A 17,868-nucleotide genomic window follows, 5' to 3' on the forward strand; every position below is an offset into this window, starting at 1 on the left:
AAACAGCGCTAGCTCCTGGAATTCGGGGCGTGGCACGTTGCAGCCGACCGAATCGAATCATTCGGACACAACGCTCTCGCGACGACGAAAGGTGGGGTTATTTCCGCTCGAACGGCGCTCGTGCTCGACGATCGACATCAACGGTGAGACGATCTGAGGACACGTTCGCCTGCGGGATTCGCTCCTACTGTAGCAACAGAACGGCCTGGGAGCCGAATCGTGGTCCTCTCAGGAACCGTTCGGCGCATCCTCACCGGGCGATGTCGCTCACGTTCGCCACGCGCGAGCGCGAGACGACGAGGACGTCGATCACCAGCGAGCCGAGCACGGCGACGATGATCGTGACGAACATCGCCGTGCTGTTCAGCCACGGCTGGTCGCGCAGCACCAGCGCCGCGATGACGAACAGGACGAACTTCGCGAGCCAGGTGCCGAGCACGACGGCGAAGAAGCCGCCGATGTCGAGCCGGTTCGCGACGAGGATGCTGGCCGCGGTGAGCAGCACCATCACCCCGCCGACGATCGCGCCGAGCAGAGCGCCGATCGCGCCCTCTCCCCCGGCGGTGATGCCGCCGACCACCGTGCCGAGGATCGCGAGGGCGAGCACGAAGAACCCACCCACGGCGATCGTCCGGCGCAGCACGGGGACCGAGGCGGGCTGCGGGCGAGGGGAGGCCGGGGAGGCTTCGGTCATGATGCTTCCTTCCGCGCCACGGGTGACGCTGTCGTGTCCCGATCGGCCGGGAGTCCGGCCGGCGGACGGAGCGGCTCCGTCGAGGACGCGCGGTCGAGGGGGTCGAGTACGGGCGAGGCCTCGGCCGACTGCGCGGCCGCCTCGAGCCGCTTCCGGCGGCTGAGGGGCGCGAGCGTGACGACGGTGCAGACCAGGAGTCCGACGCCGAGGAAGACGAGCGGCACCCACAGCACGTCGACGACGAACATCAGGAGGCAGCTGAACGCGACGACCGCGGTCCAGGCGTAGAAGATCAGCACCGCGTGCAGGTGCGAGTGGCCCATGTCGAGTAGGCGGTGGTGCAGGTGCTTGCGGTCGGCGCTGAAGGGCGACTTGCCTGCCCGCAGACGGCGGATCACCGCGAGTCCGAAGTCCATCAGGGGCACGACGAGGATCGCGAAGGGGAGGATGATCGGGATGAACGCGGGTAGCAGCTCCTTGGCCGCAAGCTGAGCCGGGTCGATCTGGCCGGTGACCGCGATCGCCGAGGTCGCCATCAGCATGCCGACGAGGAGCGCTCCCCCGTCGCCCATGAACATCTTGGCCGGGCGCCAGTTGATCGGAAGGAAGCCCGCGCAGGCTCCGACCAGCACGACGGCGATCAGCGAGGCGAGGTTGAAGTAGTCGGTGGGCGAAGTCTGCTGCACGAGCAGGTAGCTGTAGAGGAAGAAGACGCCGTTGGCGATCAGTGCGACGCCGGCCACGAGTCCGTCCAACCCGTCGATGAAGTTCAGCGCGTTGGTGACGAGGACGATCGCCAGGACGGTGATGATCAACGACATCCAGGGCGAGCCGACGGTGAGCCCGCTGATGGGGAGCGAGACGATCTGGACGCCCTTCCAGGCGATCAGACCGGCAGCGATCATCTGGCCGGCGAGCTTCGTCGTCCAGTCGAGGTCCCAGATGTCGTCGGCCACCCCGATGAGCACGATCAGGAGGCTCGCCCCGAGGATCGCGAGGATCGGCTCCGGATTCGCGAAGACCAGGCGGAAGTAGGGCAGCTGCGAGGCGATGCCGAACCCGACCAGGATCCCGAGGAACATCGCGATCCCGCCGAGGCGGGGCGTCGGCCGGGTGTGCATGTCGCGCACCCGGATTTGGGGGTAGAGCCGATACTTCAGGCTCAGCTTCCAGATGACCCACGAGAGCGCGCCGGTCACGATCGCGACGGCGAGCGAGACGAGGGCGAAGGTGATCACGCGCTACTCACCCGGAGCAGGGTCGGTGCGCGTGGTGCCGTCGGGCGACTCGTCGTCCTCCAGACGGGCGCCGGACGCCCAGTCGGGGCGGGCGCCGACGGGCTGCTCGGGAGTCGGCGCCTCCTCGTCGGACCCGGACGGGACCGCGTCCTCCACCGGCGCGGACGGGACGGCGTCCGCGTCGGGGAGCAGGTCTCCGACGACCTCGCGGATCTGCTGGGGCGAGACGACACCCTGGCGCAGGATGCGCAGGACGCCGCCCTCGAAGCTGAGCGCGGTCGCATCGACGATCGTCGAGGACTCGCTCGCACCCGCCGGCCGCTCGCTGTAGCGCGAACCGGCGGACCCGCCGTCGAGATACACGTCGACGGATTCGCCGAGCTGCTCGAAAGCCTCCTGCGCGGTGGCGGCCGAGGGCTGCCCCGTGCGGTTGGCCGAGGAGACGGCGAGCGGACCGGTCTCGGCGAGGAGCTCGATGGTCACCGGATTGTCGGGCATCCGCAGGGCGACGGTGCCGCGGGTCTCGCCCAGGTCCCAGACGAGCGAGGGCTGTGCGTGCAGGACGATGGTCAGCCCGCCCGGCCAGAACGCGCGTGCAAGATCCCGCACGGCGTCGGGCACGTTCTCGGCCAGAGCGTCGAGCGCCGCCACGTCGCCGATGAGAACGGGCGGCGGCGACTGCCGCGTCCGTCCCTTCGCGTCGAGCAGGCGCTGCACCGCGGAGGCGTCGAACGCGTTGGCCGCGACGCCGTAGACGGTGTCGGTGGGGATCACGACGAGCTCGCCGCGGCCGATGGCCGTCCGCGCGAGACGGGTGCCGGTCAGGAGGTCCGTGTCGACGGAGCAGTCGTAGATGCGTGCCATAACAAGCCGATGATACCGGCGCGCCGTCGGTGTCGGACCGCCGACGGCGCGCCCCGGCGTCTCAGCGCCGTGCGCGCGGTGTCGCAGGCCTCCCGCGACCGCCCGGGCGCGACGCCCCGCGGAGGTCGCGCGGCGGCGTGACGACCCGTGCCACCGGCACGTCCCTCTGCTCCGCCAGCATCCCCGACACGAGAGCGACGGTGATCGCGAGCGCGGCGAGGGAGTGCTGGTCGCCGAACCAGTTGGTGTTGTCCGCCATGCCGTGTAGGAAGGTCCAGAGGATCCCCACCGCCAGCGCCCCGACCAGGACGGCCTCGGTCTTGGCGACCCGCAGCAGCAGGCGCAGGACTCCGACGGTCGCGGCGAGGAGGAACGCCAGGACGGGCAGAGCGATCAGGAGACCACCGTTCGACCACGCACTGATCAGCAGGTTGTGGGGTGGTCGGGGCTCGCTGTGCTGTGTGAACTCGGACGCCCGCGCCAGCCACAGGTCCTCCCAGCCGCCGTAGCCGAGACCGAGGAGCCAGTGCTCCGGGAAGGCGCTGGCCGCGAGGCGCATGAAGTCGCCACGCGCGCCGAGGGTCAGCAGACCCGCGTTCGCGAGCTGGGGGAAGAAGACCGCCACGCTGTAGATGGCCGCGATGCTCGAGGGGATGGCGATCATCCAGGCCACAGGACCCAGGCTTCTGCCCTTGAGGCCCCGGATGGCCGCGACCACGACGGGCAGCACGATCGCCAGGACGATCGCTGTCTTGGACAGGGTGAAGAGGGATCCGGCGAGTCCGGCGACGGCCGTGAGGAAGAGCACCTTGCCGCGCTGCTTCCGCCAGGCGGCGAAGTAGAGCGCCGCCGTGGTCGCCATGTACATCGACGCGATGTTGCCGTTGAGGAAGAATCCGCCCGACTTCTCCTGGAGCACGTTGTTGAACGACGTGGTGAAGATGTCGCGCACGTAGATGTCCGAGAACAGGACGGCGTTCGGCCAGCGGAGATAGGCCGCCTCCTGCACGGGGTCCACCTGGAAGACGATCGTCAGGACGACCTGGAGGAGGAAGACCGGAGCGGACCAGACAAGCGCCCTGCCGACGACCCTCCAGGCGCTCGGACCGAGCTGCCGGACGGCCAGATAGGGCGAGAGGAACGAGATGGTCGAGACGAGCTCGCGCAGTCCCACCGAGGGCGTGCGGGAGTAGGAGACGGCGAAGAGGGTGGCGCCGAAGATGAGCAGGGCCAGGACGACGAAGCGGTCGACGTGGGTGCCGCGCATCCGCGTCACGAGGTACGGGAGGAACAGGAGGCTCCAGCCGACGGGCGCCGTGACCGGACCGACCGTGTAGAACTGCACGACACTCAGCGCCAGCAGCACCGTGAGGAACAGCAGCAGGGTCCGCTCGTGCCGCTTCTGCGCCTCGTCGACGACCTCGGTGCGACCGGGCCGGCCGGCCCTCCCGCGTCCGGGCCGGCCGCCAGGGCGCTGCCGGGGGGCTGTGGCGATCGGCCGGGAGGAGGCTTGTCCTCCCGAGCGGGTCGTCGGGGTTGTCCGAGCCGGAGCGGGACTCGCGGTGCGGACAGGGGTGGTGAGTGCCTCAGCGTGCCGACCCATCACCGCACCCCCTCGGAGAGGCGGGTGGCGCCCCGCGACCCGGGGACAGGGAGTCGAGAGAGTGTCGCGAAACGTCGCGAGGATCTGGACGGTGCACCCACCACTGCCGGGGAGGGCAGATATGCGGCGACGCTCGTCGCAGAGGCATTTCCGGCCGCCGTGTCCGGGTGTCCGGCGAGCGGCGCCTGCCGTGCGTGCGCGCGCGCACGGGCGGGAAGCGAGGGGTCGCCGGACCGGATCCGATCGAGCGAGGTCCGAAGCGTCAGGGCGCTCGGACGGGGGGCGTAGTCAATGAAGAAAAGTCGGGTAAGTGACACGAGGCGCGAGCATAACTCGACAACTGCGGTGGAGTCGCCGAGAGACGGCGTGGTGGCGCGATACGGAGGACGCAGCCGAGCGGCCCGGCGGAGCCCCTCAGGGCATGCCGAGCGCCGCTGAGCACCCCGTCAGTTCCGACTGGGAGCCATCGAGTACTCGTCACGACACGCGTCCGTGCGGCGAGCGGCGCGTGCGGGCTGACGCTCCTGGTCAGGCGCGTGCGGGCTGACGCTCCTGGTCAGTGCTGAGGCTGCGCGCCGCCGAGCAGCTGGTCGGCGCGACGGGCGATGCCCGGCCAGCCGAACTCCGCCGACCGCCGACGGGAGGCCTCGGCGATCTGCGCCCGGCGCTCCGGATCGCGGAGGGACTCCAGGAGGGCCGGCACAGCGGCGACCATCGCCGCCGCGACCTCCTCCTCGGACCCGGCCCGCACGAGGATCGAGCCGTCCACGACACCGTCGCCGGTGCGCAGGATCTCGGGGAGCCCGCCCCGCTCGACGGTGACGACGGGCAGCCCGCGCGAGAGCGCCTCCACCACGACCATTCCGAACGGCTCGTCCCACCGGCACGGGTACAGGAGGAAGGCGGAGGACGCGAACAGGTCCAGCAGTCTCTCGTGCGGGAGGAACGGCAGGCGCCGGGCCGCCGCCGGCTGCGCTGCGATCGCCTCGTCGAGGGCGCGGACGTAGGGGGTCGGCGTCGCGTCGGCACCGAGGCCGGCCGCTCCCGCGATCACCAGTCGGAGATCGACGCCCTGCTCGGCCTGCACTCGCTGGACGATCTCCACCGCCTCGCGAGCGCCCTTCTCGGGCACGAGGCGGCCGGCGAAGACGGCCTCGACAGGAACGGCGAGCGGGGACCGCTCGCTCTGCGGGGCCGGGACGACTCCGTTGTACAGGACCGCCGTCGCCTCGAGGCGGTACAGATCGACCGCCCGACGACGCAGGAACTCGCTGCAGAAGAACCACTCGTCGACGGCGTCGAGGTAGGGACGCGCCTCCTCGAGAGCATGAGGGAGATGGTCGAGCAGGTCGTTGTGCATGTGGGCGACGATGCGACCCCGATAGCCCAGCTGGCGCAACCTGGCGGCGTAGCGCGGCCGGTTGTGGATCCAGACGGTCGGCACCCGACGCAGCGACGGCGCCAGACAGAGCAGCCACGGCCGTCCACCGAGCGAAAGGCGGCGCAGCTCGGCCGCCGGGTCGCCATCGCGGCGCCGGGCGAGCACGAGGGCGACCCTGCGCTGGACGGAGTAGACCGCGCCGTACACGCGGTGGTGGCGGACGTCAACGCCCTCGGCCGGAGCCGACCAGGGGGCGTGCACAGTGATCCGCAGCTGCGAGCGCGAGACGGTCTCGCGCACCCATGTCGCGACTGCTCCCCCGGTGCCGTCGAAGCGCTCCTCCGCGGCGAGGACGACAGCCACCTCGGGCGGCGTCGCCCGGCCCGGACGGAAGCGCTGCGGGAGCCGCGACAGCACGAGCGAGCGGGCCTCAGCGAGATCGCGGCCCGGAGCCAGGAGCGCGGTCGCCCCCAGCACGAGACCGGCGAGCACGATCTCGACCGGGAACAGCCGGAGGAAGGAGCCCTCGGGCAAGGCCGACAGCGCCATCAGGAGGACCGCCATGGGCAGCGCGAGGAGTGGTCCACCGCTGCAGGCGCGCAGGAAGGCCGAGATGCGGATGCCGAGGATGACCCGGAGGACGACGTAGGTGACCACGAATCCCAGGACGCTGGAGAGCAGCAGACCGCCGATGAGGCCGTCGAGCCCGAAGAGCACGCCGCCGCCGACGATCATCGGGATGGTGACGGCCGTCTTGAGGACGTTCACGACCAGGCCGAAGCGGACACGGTTCATCGCCATCAGCACGAAGCCGACGGGATTGCCGATGGCGCGCACCGCGCCGACGAAGGTCAGCGCCGTGGTCATCCCGGCGATCCAGCCCCAGTCCGGCCCGTAGAACACGCGGACGACCTCCTCGGAGCGCAGGGCGACGAAGACGAGGGGCGGGATGCTCGCCATACCGAGCACCGCCGTGACGCTGAGGTAGTTCTTGGCGACCCGGTCCCGGTCGTGCTGGATGGACGAGAAGACCGGGAACATCACCCGGGTCACGATCGGGTTGACGCGGGCGGGGAGGTTGACGGCCAGATTGTAGGCGAGCGTGTAGCCGCCGAGCTGGGCCGGGCCGAGCAGACGGCCGATGGCGAGGGAGCTCGCGTTGGAACCCAGATAGTTCACGACTCCATCGAGGGTCTGGAAGACGCCGAACGAGAGGAAGCGCCCTGTCTCACGCGGCCGGAAGCGCCAGCGGAGACGGAACCACCGACGTGCCTGCACGAAGGCGAGCGCGGAGCGCAGCAGCGCGGTCGCGACGAGGCCCCAGGCGTACGAGACGGCTCCCGCTCCCGCGAAGGCGAGAGCGACGGTCACGGCGAAGCCGCCGGCGATCGAGACGGTCTCGGAGATGGCGACCGCGCGGAAGCGGATGCCCTTCTCGAGCACGGCCCGCGGCACCTGGCCGGCGGCGCTGCCCACGAAGACCAGCGAGGCCACGGCGAGGACGGGAGCGGCGGCAGCGGAACCGAGCAGCACGGCGATCGGTCCCGCCGCGAGGAAGACGACCGCCGTGACGAGGACGCCGACGCTCAGGTTCAGCCAGAAGACCGACGAGAGCTCGAAGCTGGTCGCCCGACGCCGCTGGATGATCGCCTGCGCGACTCCCATGCCGAGGAAGATGTCGACGAACGCGTTGAGCAGGCCGACGATCGCGATGAGGCCCATCTGCGACGCATCGAGCAGCCGCGCGAGCAGCGCGAACTGCCCGAGCTGCACCGCGAGCGCGACGGCGAAGGAGATCGCCGTCCAGGTCGTCGCATCAACGGTGGTCCGGCGCAGGCTCACCGGGCTCCCCGAGCGCTGAACGCGCGCGGTCCGCTCGTGGAGGAGGCATCCTCGGTGAGCACGGGGCGGCGGCGCCAGACCTGCTCCGCGGGTGCGGGCGGGCCGGGCACCATCATCACCGCGAGCACGGCGACCCAGGTCAGCCACGACACTCCGTCGAAGTCGTCGATGCGCAGCGGCATCTCGGCGAGCGAGCAGGCCAGCAGCGTCAGCACGAACAGATAGCTGACCATGGAGCGGTCGAAGTAGGTCAGCGAGCGGACGAGGACACTGACGAGGAACACCAGCAGAGCGGCGATGAGGATGATCCCGCCCCACACCATCGTCGAGACGAAGAGGTTGTGCCCGTGCCAGGGCGTGTGCCCGATCAGCCGGGGCATGATGCCCTCCTTGGTGAAGGCGTTGGTCGAGAGGCCGACGAGGAAGTGATCGGGGATCACGCTCATCGAGGACATCCAGATCGCGCCGCGGCTGGTGAGGGCCGAGCGGTCGTTCACGAGGATGGGCAGGAGCACCATCGCCGTCGCCGTGAGCGTCACCGCGCTGATCGCCACCGCACGGCGAGTGCGCTCGTGACGGATGAGGCGCAGGACCACCGCGACGAGGATCGTGATGCCGGCCGCGATCAGCGAGGTGCGCGAGGCGCTCAGCACAAGGTTGGCCAGGACGATCGCCAGACCGGCGTACCGGGCGGCCCGTCGGCGCAGGAGCAGGACGAACGGCAGGCCCAGGGCCATCGTCATCCCGAGGACATTCATCTGCGGGAAGATCCCGGCGAGCAGGCGCGTCCCGATGAGGGCCTTCGTCTCCCCCGCGAGGAGAGCGTCCTCACGCATCCAGCCCTGGTCCGTCAGACCGGTCAGGAGGCTCGCAAGACCGATCAGGACGATCGCGATGCCGATGACCCGCAGGTCGTCCCAGCGCGGGGCGATCGACCACAGCGCGAGGACGAGGGCGATGATCACCCAGTACTTCGGCGTCGGATTCACGCCGCCCACGGCCAGCGTGTTGGTCACCTGGGCGGTGACGAGGTAGACGGCTGCACCCGCGAGCCCGATCAGGTTTGCGCGCTTGCGGCCGAGGTTGAGGAAGAAGATGACGGCGACGCCCACGAGGAACAGAGCCGGAGCCACCGCGTCGACCGTCGCGCCGAGGTTGCTCGGGTTCACGGCGCCGGTGGAGTAGCCGTCGGAGGCGGCGCGACCTGCCAGGAAGAGGTCGACGATCTTGCCCCCCGAGGTCATGATGAAGGTGACCAGCAGAACGATCGCGAAGTGGATCCGGCGCCGCTTGTCGTCGCGCTTCTCGAGCACGGCGGCCGAGACCGCGTCCGGGCCGGTCGCCAGGCGCCCGAGACGCCCGCCGAGCGCCTGTCCGGACGACACCGGGCGGCCGCGCTGAGCCGTGGTCGTCGTGCGCCCCGCACCGGGACGCTGACGGTGCTCCATCGTGTGCCTCGCGCCGTTCATCGTCGCTCTCCGTTCGTCGTCGTCGATCGTGCGCGACCGGCTGCGCGGTCGTAGAGGTCCTCCAGATCGCGGATGCGATCGGAGAGGTCGAAGGAGGCGAGGACCCGCTCCCGGCCCGCCCGTCCCATGGTCTCCGCACGGGCCGGGTCGCCCAGCAGTGCGGCGAGAGCCGTCGAGAGGGCGGTGACGTCGGCCTCGGGAACGAGCATTCCGGTGACTCCGTCCTCGACCGCCTCCGGGACGCCGCCGTGAGCATAGGAGACTACCGGAGCACCGGCGAGTGCCGCCTCGAGGAACACCATCCCGAAGCCCTCTGCGTCCCCGTTCGACGCGGTCAGCGACGGGGCGCAGAACACCGCGGCGGTCCGGAGGATCTCGGCCACCTCGGCGGGCGGGCGGGAGCCGACGAACGTCGCTCGGGTAAGGCCCAGCCGCGCCGCCTGCTCGCCGAGAGCCGCACGGAGATGGCCGTCGCCGACGATCGTCAGCGGGACGTCGCGCAGCGGCAGCGGTAGCGCGGCCATCGCGTCGAGCAGATCGGCGACCCCCTTCTTGTCCGAGAGCCGCCCGACGAAGACGACGCCTTCGCGGGAAGCGTCTTGGGAGGGCGCGTCCGCCACTGTCGGGATGCCGATGTAGCGGACCTCGGTGCGATTGGGGTCGGCGCCGAGCCGGACGAGACCGTCGGCGATGAAGCGCGAGACTCCGACGACCGCATAAGCGTGACGGAAGACGGCGCGCGCCGTGAGCGCACGCTGCAGGCGCGCGAGGGGGCGCAGCGACCGCGGAGCACCGGTCGCACGCGGCCAGCTGGTCACGTCGTAGCCGTGGCCGGTGACCACCAGCGGGATGCGCCGCCGCCGCGCGTAGCGGGCGATGTAGGCGGCATCGGTGAGGAAGTGCGCGTGGATCAGCTCGGGCCGCTGCTCGGCGATCAGGGCGTCGAGGCCGCGCGAGACTCCGAACCAGCGCAGCAGCAGGGCCCGGCGCTGCCAGGACGAGATCGGGTCGTAGAGCACTCGGTCGCTCTCCTCGCGCAGGACCCCGGAGCCGGTGTGCTCGAGGCCCGCCCCGAGAGCGCGCCAGCGGTGCAGTCCGCGCATCTGGTTACGGACGAAGGTCTCGGAGTCTTGGAGCCAGGCACGCTTCCACACGAGCACGAGCGGGCGCTCGGAAGCCCCGGGCGACTCAGCGGGAGGCATGGCGCACCCGGTGCCGCAGTGCCGCGACGACACTCGGCAGGACATGGACGGCATCCACGAGGTAGCGGCGCCAGAGGCGCCCGGGCTCGCGGGTGAGGCGGTGGACCCACTCGAGTCCGAGGCGCTGGAGGAACAGGGGCGCTCGCGACACCTCGCCGGCGAGGAAGTCGACGGCGGCGCCGACGCCCAGGCAGACGGCGCCTGTGCCGCCGACCGTGAGGAGGCGCTCGCGCACCTCTTCCTGCTTGGGCGATCCCAGGCAGAGCGCGACGATCCGGACATCGGCCTCGCGCAGCGTCGACGAGAGCGAGGCGAGGTACTGGTCGTCGGCGAGGTCCGCGGGTTCGGGTGCGACCGAGATCGGCACCCGGAGTCCGGGGAAGCGGCGCATCAACTCGGCGGCGGCGCGATCGGCGACACCGGGCCGACCGCCGACGATCGCCACGGGAAGATCCTCGAGGGCGGCGCGTCGGCAGACCTCGGTGAACAGGTCGATTCCCGTCACGCGGCTCGCCGTGCGGTGGCCGTACCAGCGCGCGATCCAGACCAGGGGGGTGCCGTCGAGCACGACGAGGGAGGCGCGTCCGTAGTAGCGGCGGAACTCGCCGGACTGCTTCCAGCGCACGAAGTGATCGGTGTTGGGGGTGACCACGAGCTCGTCCCGCCCGCTCGTGGCGAGATCGAGGACGGCCTGCGTGGCCTCCTCGAGCGAGGTGATGCTGGCGGGCATCCGCTCGATGCGGCCGGTGATGTAGGAGGTCATGCCGCCGCCTTCCCCCGGAAGAACGAGACGAGGCCGGCGAGGTGCCGCTGCTCGCTCGGGCGGAGTCCGGCGGCCGCGTCGAGCAGAGCTCGCAGCTCGGTCTCGAGGCCCTCCGGAGCACCGCCGCGGGGGAAGCCGGCGCGACGCCACGAGAACCAGCCGGGCGCGAAGCCGAGGAGCCGACGGCCGAGGTCGTCAAACGCCTCCTCGACGAGCGTGCTGGCGGTCTTGGAGCGGATCCAGTCGGGATCGATCGTCGTCTGGTGCGCATGGCGCAGGTAGAGGACGGTCGGCACGGTGTCGCGCACCAGCCGGTGTCCCTCGAGGCTCGCGCGGAGGTAGAGGTCGAAGTCCTCCGCCGCCACCGAGCGGTAGCCGTCGAGAGCCCTCATCACGCTCGTGCGGCCCGTCAGAGTCGGGTGCATCAGCGGATTCTCGAGCAGGAGCGCGAGCGCGATGCCCTCGCTCGAGAGGAACGGGAGCAGCTGCGGCTTGAGGAGCGGGATCGGGGGCTTGCGCACGATGACCGTCGAGAAGGCCAGATCGGCGCCTCCTGCGAGAAGCCTCGCCTGGCGGCTGAAGCGCCACGGGAACGCCCGGTCGTCACCGTCGAGGATCGCCACGAACGGCGTCTCGACCTGCTCCAGCAGGGCGTTGCGCGACGCGGGGATGCCCTGCGGTGACGCGTCGTCGAGGATCCGCAGCCGGCGGTCGCCGATGCGCGCCACCGCGGCCGCTGTTCCGTCGGTGCTCCCGTCGTCGCGGACGAGCACGCGTCCCGACGGCGGGAGAGCGCGGAGTGCGCTCCGGACGGAGCCGGCGATCGTGCCCTCCGCGTTCCGGGCGGTGATGCAGACGGTCACGCCGTTCATCGGGGGGTGCTCCTTCGGTCGGAGAGGCGGCGGTGGGTGTCGTGCACGGAGTAGAGGACGCGGCTGATCAGCGCGAACGCGGCCGGGACGTGCTTGAGCACGAGCGCGAGTACCAGCATGCGCGGGCGCCGCGCCGAGCGCAGCACGTGCACGTCCTTCAGCGCGGCCGAGCCCAAGCCGATACCGGTGCGGACCAGGGCGGGATCGGCGTTCTGCCGGATCGGCGTGAGGGCGACCGGCACGGCGTAGAACCAGGTGGTGAACCAGTCGGAGAGAGCGACCGGTACCTCGTCGAACGTCCGCTCGAGCGCCGCGCGCATCGCCTCGGCGCACACCAGGAGGTTGCCCAGATTCGGATCGCGCCGCCGGGTGATGGAGGAGGCGGTGTAGACGTAGGAGTAGAGGATGTCCGGGATGAACAGGACCCGCTCCGCCTCCTGCACCGCGCGCAGCACCCCGACGAAGTCGGACTGCGAGGTGAGCCGCGGGAACAGCTCGTTCTGCAGGATCCGGCGACGGAAGAGCTTGTTCCAGAGGAAGCCGTGCAGCTCCCCCGCGGCCATCCGCTCGAGCGCCCGCTCGGACGAGACGAGCTCGCGGCGGTCGAGACCGTCGATCACACGCCCGGAGGTGGCCTGGCGCGTCCGGTAGAGCGCCCGGCAGACGACGATGTCGGCCGCTGACCGCTCGGCCTCGGTCGCGAGTGTGGAGACGATCCGCGGGTCCCACTCGTCGTCGACGTCCACGAACCAGACGAACTCGGAGTCGATCTCGGCCAGCGCGCGGTTGCGGGCGGCCGCGACTCCCCCGTTCTCCCTCACCCGCAGGAGGCGGGCATCGTCGCGCGAGGCGGCCCAGCGTTCGAGGACATCGGCCGTGCCGTCGGCGGAGGCATCGTCGATGAGGACGACGTCGACCCCGGGGACGAGGGTCCTCTCGAGTCGGGCCAGGAAGGCGTCGAGCTGCGCGAGCGCGTTGTAGCACGGTGCGATGACGGTCACCGAGAGCCTGTCCGCGGTCACCGCCGTACCCCGAGCTCGCGGTAGGCGAGCAGGACCGCGCCGAAGACGGCGTCGGGCGAGGCGACCGCGTCGACCCAGGTCTTCGCCCGCTCCGCGTGCTCCAGCAGACGGTCCGGCTCGGCCAGGGCCGCCTCGAGGGCAGCCGCGATCTCGTCGCCGGTGGCGCCGGCGGGCACGAGGAGGCCCTTGCCTCCGCCGAGCAATTCACCGACGCCGCCGACATCGGTCGCGACGACCGGACGCCGACGGGCCATCGCCTCAAGCATCACCAGCGGCGTTCCCTCCCAGCGGGATGTGGAGAGGAGCAGGTGCGCCGCATCGAGAGCGGAGGTCACGTCGGCGGACGGGCCGCTGAACTCCGCGACCCCAGCCTCGAGCGCCCGCTGCCGGAGCGCGGGCAGCATCGGACCGTCGCCGAGCCAGGTCGCGGTGACCTCGCGCGAGCGGGCGAGCGACTCGACCGCGGCGAGGAAGCGCTCGGGGTCCTTCTGCTCGGCGAGCCGGCCGATCCCGAGGATGCGGACCGGCGCTTCGGTGAGCGCGGACTCGCTCGCGGGAGTGCCGGAGACGTTGGCGGGGGCGTTTCCCGTCACCACGACGCGCTCGGGCGAGCGCCCGTAATCGTCGACGACCATGCGCCCCACCGACGCCGAGACGGCGAAGATGCGGCGGGAACGGAAGGACAGGGCTCGGCGGTCGATCGAGGGGAGCTCCGTGTGCGCGTGCTCGACCACCGGGACGCCGAGAGCCGCTCCCACCAGAAGCGCGAGCAGCGCCTCCCGACGCTGGTGCGCGTGCAGGACGTCGGGGCGGAAGCGCCGGACCGCTCGGGCGAGGTTGAACAGATCGGCGGCGAAACCCTGTTCGGGGCGGCGGACGACGAAGGTCGTCGAGCCCGCGGGGACGCTCGCGCTGAGCGGACCGGGCCGGCCCCAGTAGGCGACGGTGCAGCCGTGCTCACGGCTCCACGCTCCGAGCGAGAGGGCGACGCGCTGGGCACCGCCGTCCTCGAAGGTGTCGAGGACGTGCAGAACGCGCACGCCGCTCGCGTGCCCGGCGTTCACGCGTCGCTCCCGAGCGGCTCGGCGTCGGTGAAGTACTGCTCGAGGGAGTCGAGGACGAGGTCGACGTCGTGGCGCAGCAGATCCGGATCGGCCTCGAAGCGCGTCGCGAGGAGCGTCACGACCTCGTCGCGCGGACGGCCCTCGAGGATCGCCGCCTGGAACACGGCGTCGGCGCTGAGGGAGAGGGCGACGGGAGTCGACCAGGGCCGCGAGAGGTCGAGGACGTACGCCTGCTCGTCGGTGCGCTCCACGGCGAAGCGCACGGCCGGACGGGGCGTCTCCTGCTCGACCGTCGGCTCCTCGACCGACTCGGCGTGCTCGGGGACGACCGTCGGCTCGTCGGACGGCCGCAGCGGAGCGGTGGCCTCGACGACCACGTCGATCGACGACGCCGGAGCAGGCTCGTCGTGCCCGCCCACCCGGGCGACACGGAGGAATCCCGAGAGCGCCGAGGGCAGCCCGCGCACGGCGCGCACCGTCCTCTCGAGGCGGAGACGGAGGCGTCGGCCGCGCGTCTTCGCGCCGGGATGGCTCGCCTCCAGATCGGCGCGGGTGGGGAACGCCGCCCGCAGCAGCAGGACGCCCTTGAGCCGCCACGGAGCGGAGGCGACGGCGTGCAGCCAGTTGAAGGTGTGTCGGTCGGAGCGGCGCCGGACATCCCAGAGGACCTGGGCGTGCCGGTATCGCTCCTCGGCGGGGGCGGCGACGCCCCACGACTCGAGCAGCTCGTTCATCGGTGTCTGCGCGCCGAGCTCGACGGCCGCGTCGCGGATCGCCGCCCGCTCCTCGAGCGACAGGCTCGCACCGTGCTCGCGCAGTGCCGCGAGGATGCCCGCCGAGGACGCCGAACGAGCGCTGCGCAGCTGGTGCAGAGCGTGGAGGACGAGGTGGTGGGCCGGACCGGGGATCTCGAGGGTCTCGTCGCTGAGCGGCAGATCGACCCGCGCCGCCCAGAGGTGCTCGAACACCAGCCGCTCCTCCTCGAAGGCGCCGGGGAACGAACGGTGCACGTCGACATCGCACGGCCAGGAGGGGTGCACCAGGGTGATCGAGTGGTCGACGAACAGCGTCCAGCTCAGGGCTTCGGCGCGGCGGCGCCAGCCCATCGATCCGAGCACGACGAGAGCCTCGTCGAAGTGGCCGGGGTCGACCCAGAGGTCGACATCGGCGGAGGTCATCGGGGGGCGGATGCCCTGGCGGTGCAGGCCCTCGCCCTTGATCACGAGACTGCGGATGCCGCGGTCGCGCAGGGTGTACTGCACCAGCACTGCGGCGAGACGCAGTGCGACGGCGCTGGGCAGGGCGATGGTCGGGGATCCCGCCGGCGCGGAATCCTCCGGCAGAGCGTCCTCGGTGGATCGGGGCTCAGGCGACACGCGCGCCGCCCTTCGCCAGGGCGAGGACCTCGTCCGCCACGACCGACCAGGGCCGCTCACGGGCGAGCTCGCGGGCACGGGCCGACATCGAGTTCCACTCGCGGCGGATACGACCGAGAGCGTCCTCGTAGTCCTCCCGGGAAGCGAAGTCCGGGACGACGGCGCCGGCGCCCGCGGCGCAGAAGTCGGCGAGGACGCTGGACTCCGTCGCGAGGACGGGGACGCCGCCGGCCAGCGCTTCGAGGCCCGCCGCGGCTCCGCTCGTCGTGCGCGCGAGGTGGACGTAGGCGTGGGAGTGCCGCAGCACTTCCGCCCGACCGTCCCGGTCCTGCTCCCCGACGAAGCGGAGACCGGGCGCCAGGTCGTCGTCGACCTCTCCTCCCGTGTCCACCACCGTGATGTACTCGGTGCCCGCGAGGCGGGCGACGACGTCGAGGCGGTCGGTGCCCTGGTCCCATCCGGGTGCACCGACCGTCATCAGCCGCAGCGGGCCGTCGGGCGCGGTCGGTGCGACGGCGGTGGGCTCGGGGAGGCCGGGGACGATGACCGCTGGCGCGGTGAGGTGCCACGCGGAGGGCGAGGCGAGGTGGGCGGTCGGCACCACGACGACCGTGCCGCGGAGCTCCTGGTCGCAACGCGACGCGAAGGGGGCGCGACGGCGTGCCTGAGCGTCGGGGTGCTCGGCGACCGCCTCGCTGCGCCCCCCGTCGGCGAGGAGGAGCGTCGTCGGGGCGAGCCCGATCAGCTCGAGCGCCGTGCCGGGGAACGTGACGACGATGTCGGGGCGCTCGGGCTCGAGGAGCCGGCGCGCACGGCGGGTGAAGGCGGGGAGTGCGACGGACGCGGCACCGAGACGGCCCGCGGGCGCGACGACTCGCCCGAGGAGGGTGCGGCGCACGTCAGCTCCGGGGAAGCCGTCCGGATCGGACGTGACCACGACGACGCGGTGGCCCTGCTCGCGCCAAGCCCGCTCGAGGGGTGCTGCGTGCCACGCCTCGAGCGCGACGATCGCGATGGTCAGCACGGGAGTCCTCCCCCGGTCAGCGGGCACGCCGACGACGACGCCCCTGCGACGGGACGCCGCGCGCGCGGACGTTCGGCGCGAACCGCGGCCCCCATGCCGCAGTGCGGACGGAACGCCGGATGCCGGCGGTCGATGACGTCGTGCACAGGACGGTACCTCTCTCCGTTGCGACAGGCGGAGCCGCAGACGTCCGAGAAGCTATCCCGGCCGTTCGCCACCCCCGAGTGGGAGGCGCGAAACAGAGTCGGCCACGGCGTACTGGGCGCGTGCCGACCACCCGATGGTGGATGCGCCGTCGAACGCTCGCGAGGGGCCCTCGGCGGGGACCGCGAGCGGCGTCGACTCGGCGTCCCGAGTGCCCGAGCCGATGCCGGAGTGAGCCGACGCGTCAGTCCCCGCCACATCCCCGCGGGCGCTTCCGGCCCGGCGGAGCCGCCCGCGACCGGCCGATAGAGTCGTGACCGTGATCCCCTCCGCGCAGTCTCCGACCTCCTGCTCCGCGGCTCGCCGGGAGACGATCCCGGCCCCCGTCCGGTCGGGAGCCGCGCGATGAGGGGCATCGTCCTCGCCGGCGGCTCCGGTTCGCGACTGTGGCCCATCACCAAGGGCATCTCGAAGCAGCTGATGCCGATCTACGACAAGCCGATGGTCTACTACCCGCTGTCCACGCTGATGATGGCCGGGATCGACGAGGTCCTCGTGATCACCACCCCGGAGTACAACGATCAGTTCCGCGCGCTGCTCGGCGACGGCTCGAGCCTCGGAATGCGGATCGACTACGCCGTCCAGCCCTCCCCCGACGGCCTCGCCCAGGCCTTCCTCATCGGCGAGGAGTTCATCGGCGACGAGTCCGTCGCGCTGGTGCTCGGCGACAACATCTTCCACGGGACGGCACTCGGGACGGCGCTCGCGACGAACACCTCGATCGAGGGCGCCGTAATCTTCGCCTACCAGGTCGCGGATCCCCGCGCCTACGGTGTCGTCGAGTTCGACGAGCGGTTCCGGGCGGTCTCGATCGAGGAGAAGCCGGAGCACCCCAAGAGCACCTACGCCGTGCCCGGACTCTACTTCTACGACAACGACGTCGTGGGCATCGCGAAGACGATCCGCCCCTCGGCCCGCGGCGAGCTCGAGATCTCGACGATCAACGAACGCTACCTCGATGCCGGGCGTCTCAAGGTCCAGGTCCTCGACCGCGGCACCGCCTGGCTCGACACGGGCACGTTCGACTCGATGATCGAGGCGACCGAGTTCGTACGCGTCATCGAGCAGCGCCAGGGCTTCAAGATCGGCTGCATCGAGGAGATCGCCTGGCGCAACTCCTGGATCGACGACGCCCGTCTGGCTGAGCTCGCAGCTCCGCTGGTCAAGAGCGGCTACGGCGCCTACCTCCAGCGGCTGCTGCGCCTCGAGGGCGCGACCGCCGGCCGCTGAACCCCTTTCTCCCCGACCCC

14 protein-coding genes are annotated in these 17,868 nt (G+C 71.5%); 1 reads left to right on the plus strand and 13 read right to left on the minus strand.

What is annotated here, in order from left to right; genetic code table 11:
• Positions 1-250: 250 nt before the first annotated feature.
• The 13 genes from GSU10_RS09520 to GSU10_RS09580 all read right to left on the minus strand — a co-directional run bounded on the left by GSU10_RS09520 (position 251) and on the right by GSU10_RS09580 (position 16,414).
• Positions 251-694 carry a Cg1360 family ATP-synthase-associated protein gene (locus tag GSU10_RS09520; RefSeq protein WP_068208428.1) on the minus strand — a complete coding sequence of 148 codons (444 nt, stop codon included), beginning with the start codon at positions 692-694 and terminating at the stop codon, positions 251-253.
• Positions 691-1,932 carry an MraY family glycosyltransferase gene (locus GSU10_RS09525; protein WP_068208431.1) on the minus strand — a complete coding sequence of 414 codons (1,242 nt, stop codon included), beginning with the start codon at positions 1,930-1,932 and terminating at the stop codon, positions 691-693. Before GSU10_RS09525 ends, GSU10_RS09520 begins: the two co-directional genes overlap by 4 nt.
• Positions 1,933-1,935: 3 nt before the next feature.
• Positions 1,936-2,796, minus strand: a complete 861-nt coding sequence (locus GSU10_RS09530; protein ID WP_082844964.1) for an L-threonylcarbamoyladenylate synthase — start codon at positions 2,794-2,796, stop codon at positions 1,936-1,938.
• 61 nt (positions 2,797-2,857) lie between these two features.
• Entirely contained in the window at positions 2,858-4,402 is a 1,545-nt protein-coding gene (locus tag GSU10_RS09535) for an O-antigen ligase family protein (protein WP_132504115.1), read from the minus strand.
• Positions 4,403-4,955: 553 nt separating this feature from the next.
• Positions 4,956-7,622, minus strand: coding sequence for an MOP flippase family protein (locus GSU10_RS09540; protein ID WP_068210853.1), 2,667 nt, complete (start codon positions 7,620-7,622; stop codon positions 4,956-4,958).
• A complete protein-coding gene (locus GSU10_RS09545) occupies positions 7,619-9,091 on the minus strand; it encodes an O-antigen ligase family protein (protein ID WP_068210857.1) in 1,473 nt (490 codons plus the stop codon). The genes GSU10_RS09540 and GSU10_RS09545 overlap by 4 nt, the downstream gene beginning before the upstream one ends.
• Positions 9,088-10,293, minus strand: a complete 1,206-nt coding sequence (locus tag GSU10_RS09550) for a glycosyltransferase (protein ID WP_068210860.1) — start codon at positions 10,291-10,293, stop codon at positions 9,088-9,090. The genes GSU10_RS09545 and GSU10_RS09550 overlap by 4 nt, the downstream gene beginning before the upstream one ends.
• Positions 10,280-11,056 (minus strand): WecB/TagA/CpsF family glycosyltransferase, encoded by a 777-nt coding sequence (locus tag GSU10_RS09555; RefSeq protein WP_132504113.1) that lies wholly within the window; start codon positions 11,054-11,056, stop codon positions 10,280-10,282. The genes GSU10_RS09550 and GSU10_RS09555 overlap by 14 nt, the downstream gene beginning before the upstream one ends.
• The gene (locus GSU10_RS09560) at positions 11,053-11,928 is read right to left on the minus strand and encodes a glycosyltransferase family 2 protein (RefSeq protein ID WP_068210866.1); all 876 of its coding nucleotides are present in this window, start codon (positions 11,926-11,928) and stop codon (positions 11,053-11,055) included. Before GSU10_RS09560 ends, GSU10_RS09555 begins: the two co-directional genes overlap by 4 nt.
• Complete coding sequence (locus GSU10_RS09565) at positions 11,925-12,950, minus strand: glycosyltransferase family 2 protein (RefSeq protein WP_068210869.1); 1,026 nt, start codon at positions 12,948-12,950, stop codon at positions 11,925-11,927. The genes GSU10_RS09560 and GSU10_RS09565 overlap by 4 nt, the downstream gene beginning before the upstream one ends.
• A complete protein-coding gene (locus tag GSU10_RS09570; protein ID WP_068210872.1) occupies positions 12,947-14,014 on the minus strand; it encodes a glycosyltransferase in 1,068 nt (355 codons plus the stop codon). The genes GSU10_RS09565 and GSU10_RS09570 overlap by 4 nt, the downstream gene beginning before the upstream one ends.
• The gene (locus GSU10_RS09575) at positions 14,011-15,390 is read right to left on the minus strand and encodes a nucleotidyltransferase family protein (protein WP_068210875.1); all 1,380 of its coding nucleotides are present in this window, start codon (positions 15,388-15,390) and stop codon (positions 14,011-14,013) included. The genes GSU10_RS09570 and GSU10_RS09575 overlap by 4 nt, the downstream gene beginning before the upstream one ends.
• Entirely contained in the window at positions 15,380-16,414 is a 1,035-nt protein-coding gene (locus GSU10_RS09580) for a glycosyltransferase (RefSeq protein ID WP_068210878.1), read from the minus strand. Before GSU10_RS09580 ends, GSU10_RS09575 begins: the two co-directional genes overlap by 11 nt.
• A gap of 549 nt (positions 16,415-16,963) precedes the next feature.
• Here GSU10_RS09580 and rfbA point away from each other — a divergent pair.
• Positions 16,964-17,848, plus strand: coding sequence for a glucose-1-phosphate thymidylyltransferase RfbA (gene rfbA, locus GSU10_RS09585; RefSeq protein ID WP_068210881.1), 885 nt, complete (start codon positions 16,964-16,966; stop codon positions 17,846-17,848).
• Positions 17,849-17,868 lie beyond the last annotated feature (20 nt).

Origin of the sequence: Rathayibacter tanaceti (genome assembly GCF_009834165.1) — a bacterium.
Classification (GTDB): Bacteria; Actinomycetota; Actinomycetes; order Actinomycetales; family Microbacteriaceae; genus Rathayibacter; species Rathayibacter tanaceti.

Excerpts from the sequence above, each read along its gene's own strand:
- GSU10_RS09520 (WP_068208428.1), bottom strand. The coding sequence starts at position 694 with ATGACCGAAGCCTCCCCGGCCTCCCCTCGCCCGCAGCCCGCCTCGGTC.
- GSU10_RS09530 (WP_082844964.1), bottom strand. The coding sequence starts at position 2,796 with ATGGCACGCATCTACGACTGCTCCGTCGACACGGACCTCCTGACCGGC.
- GSU10_RS09545 (WP_068210857.1), bottom strand. The coding sequence starts at position 9,091 with ATGAACGGCGCGAGGCACACGATGGAGCACCGTCAGCGTCCCGGTGCG.
- GSU10_RS09550 (WP_068210860.1), bottom strand. The coding sequence starts at position 10,293 with ATGCCTCCCGCTGAGTCGCCCGGGGCTTCCGAGCGCCCGCTCGTGCTC.
- GSU10_RS09555 (WP_132504113.1), bottom strand. The coding sequence starts at position 11,056 with ATGACCTCCTACATCACCGGCCGCATCGAGCGGATGCCCGCCAGCATC.
- GSU10_RS09560 (WP_068210866.1), bottom strand. The coding sequence starts at position 11,928 with ATGAACGGCGTGACCGTCTGCATCACCGCCCGGAACGCGGAGGGCACG.
- rfbA (WP_068210881.1), top strand. The coding sequence starts at position 16,964 with ATGAGGGGCATCGTCCTCGCCGGCGGCTCCGGTTCGCGACTGTGGCCC.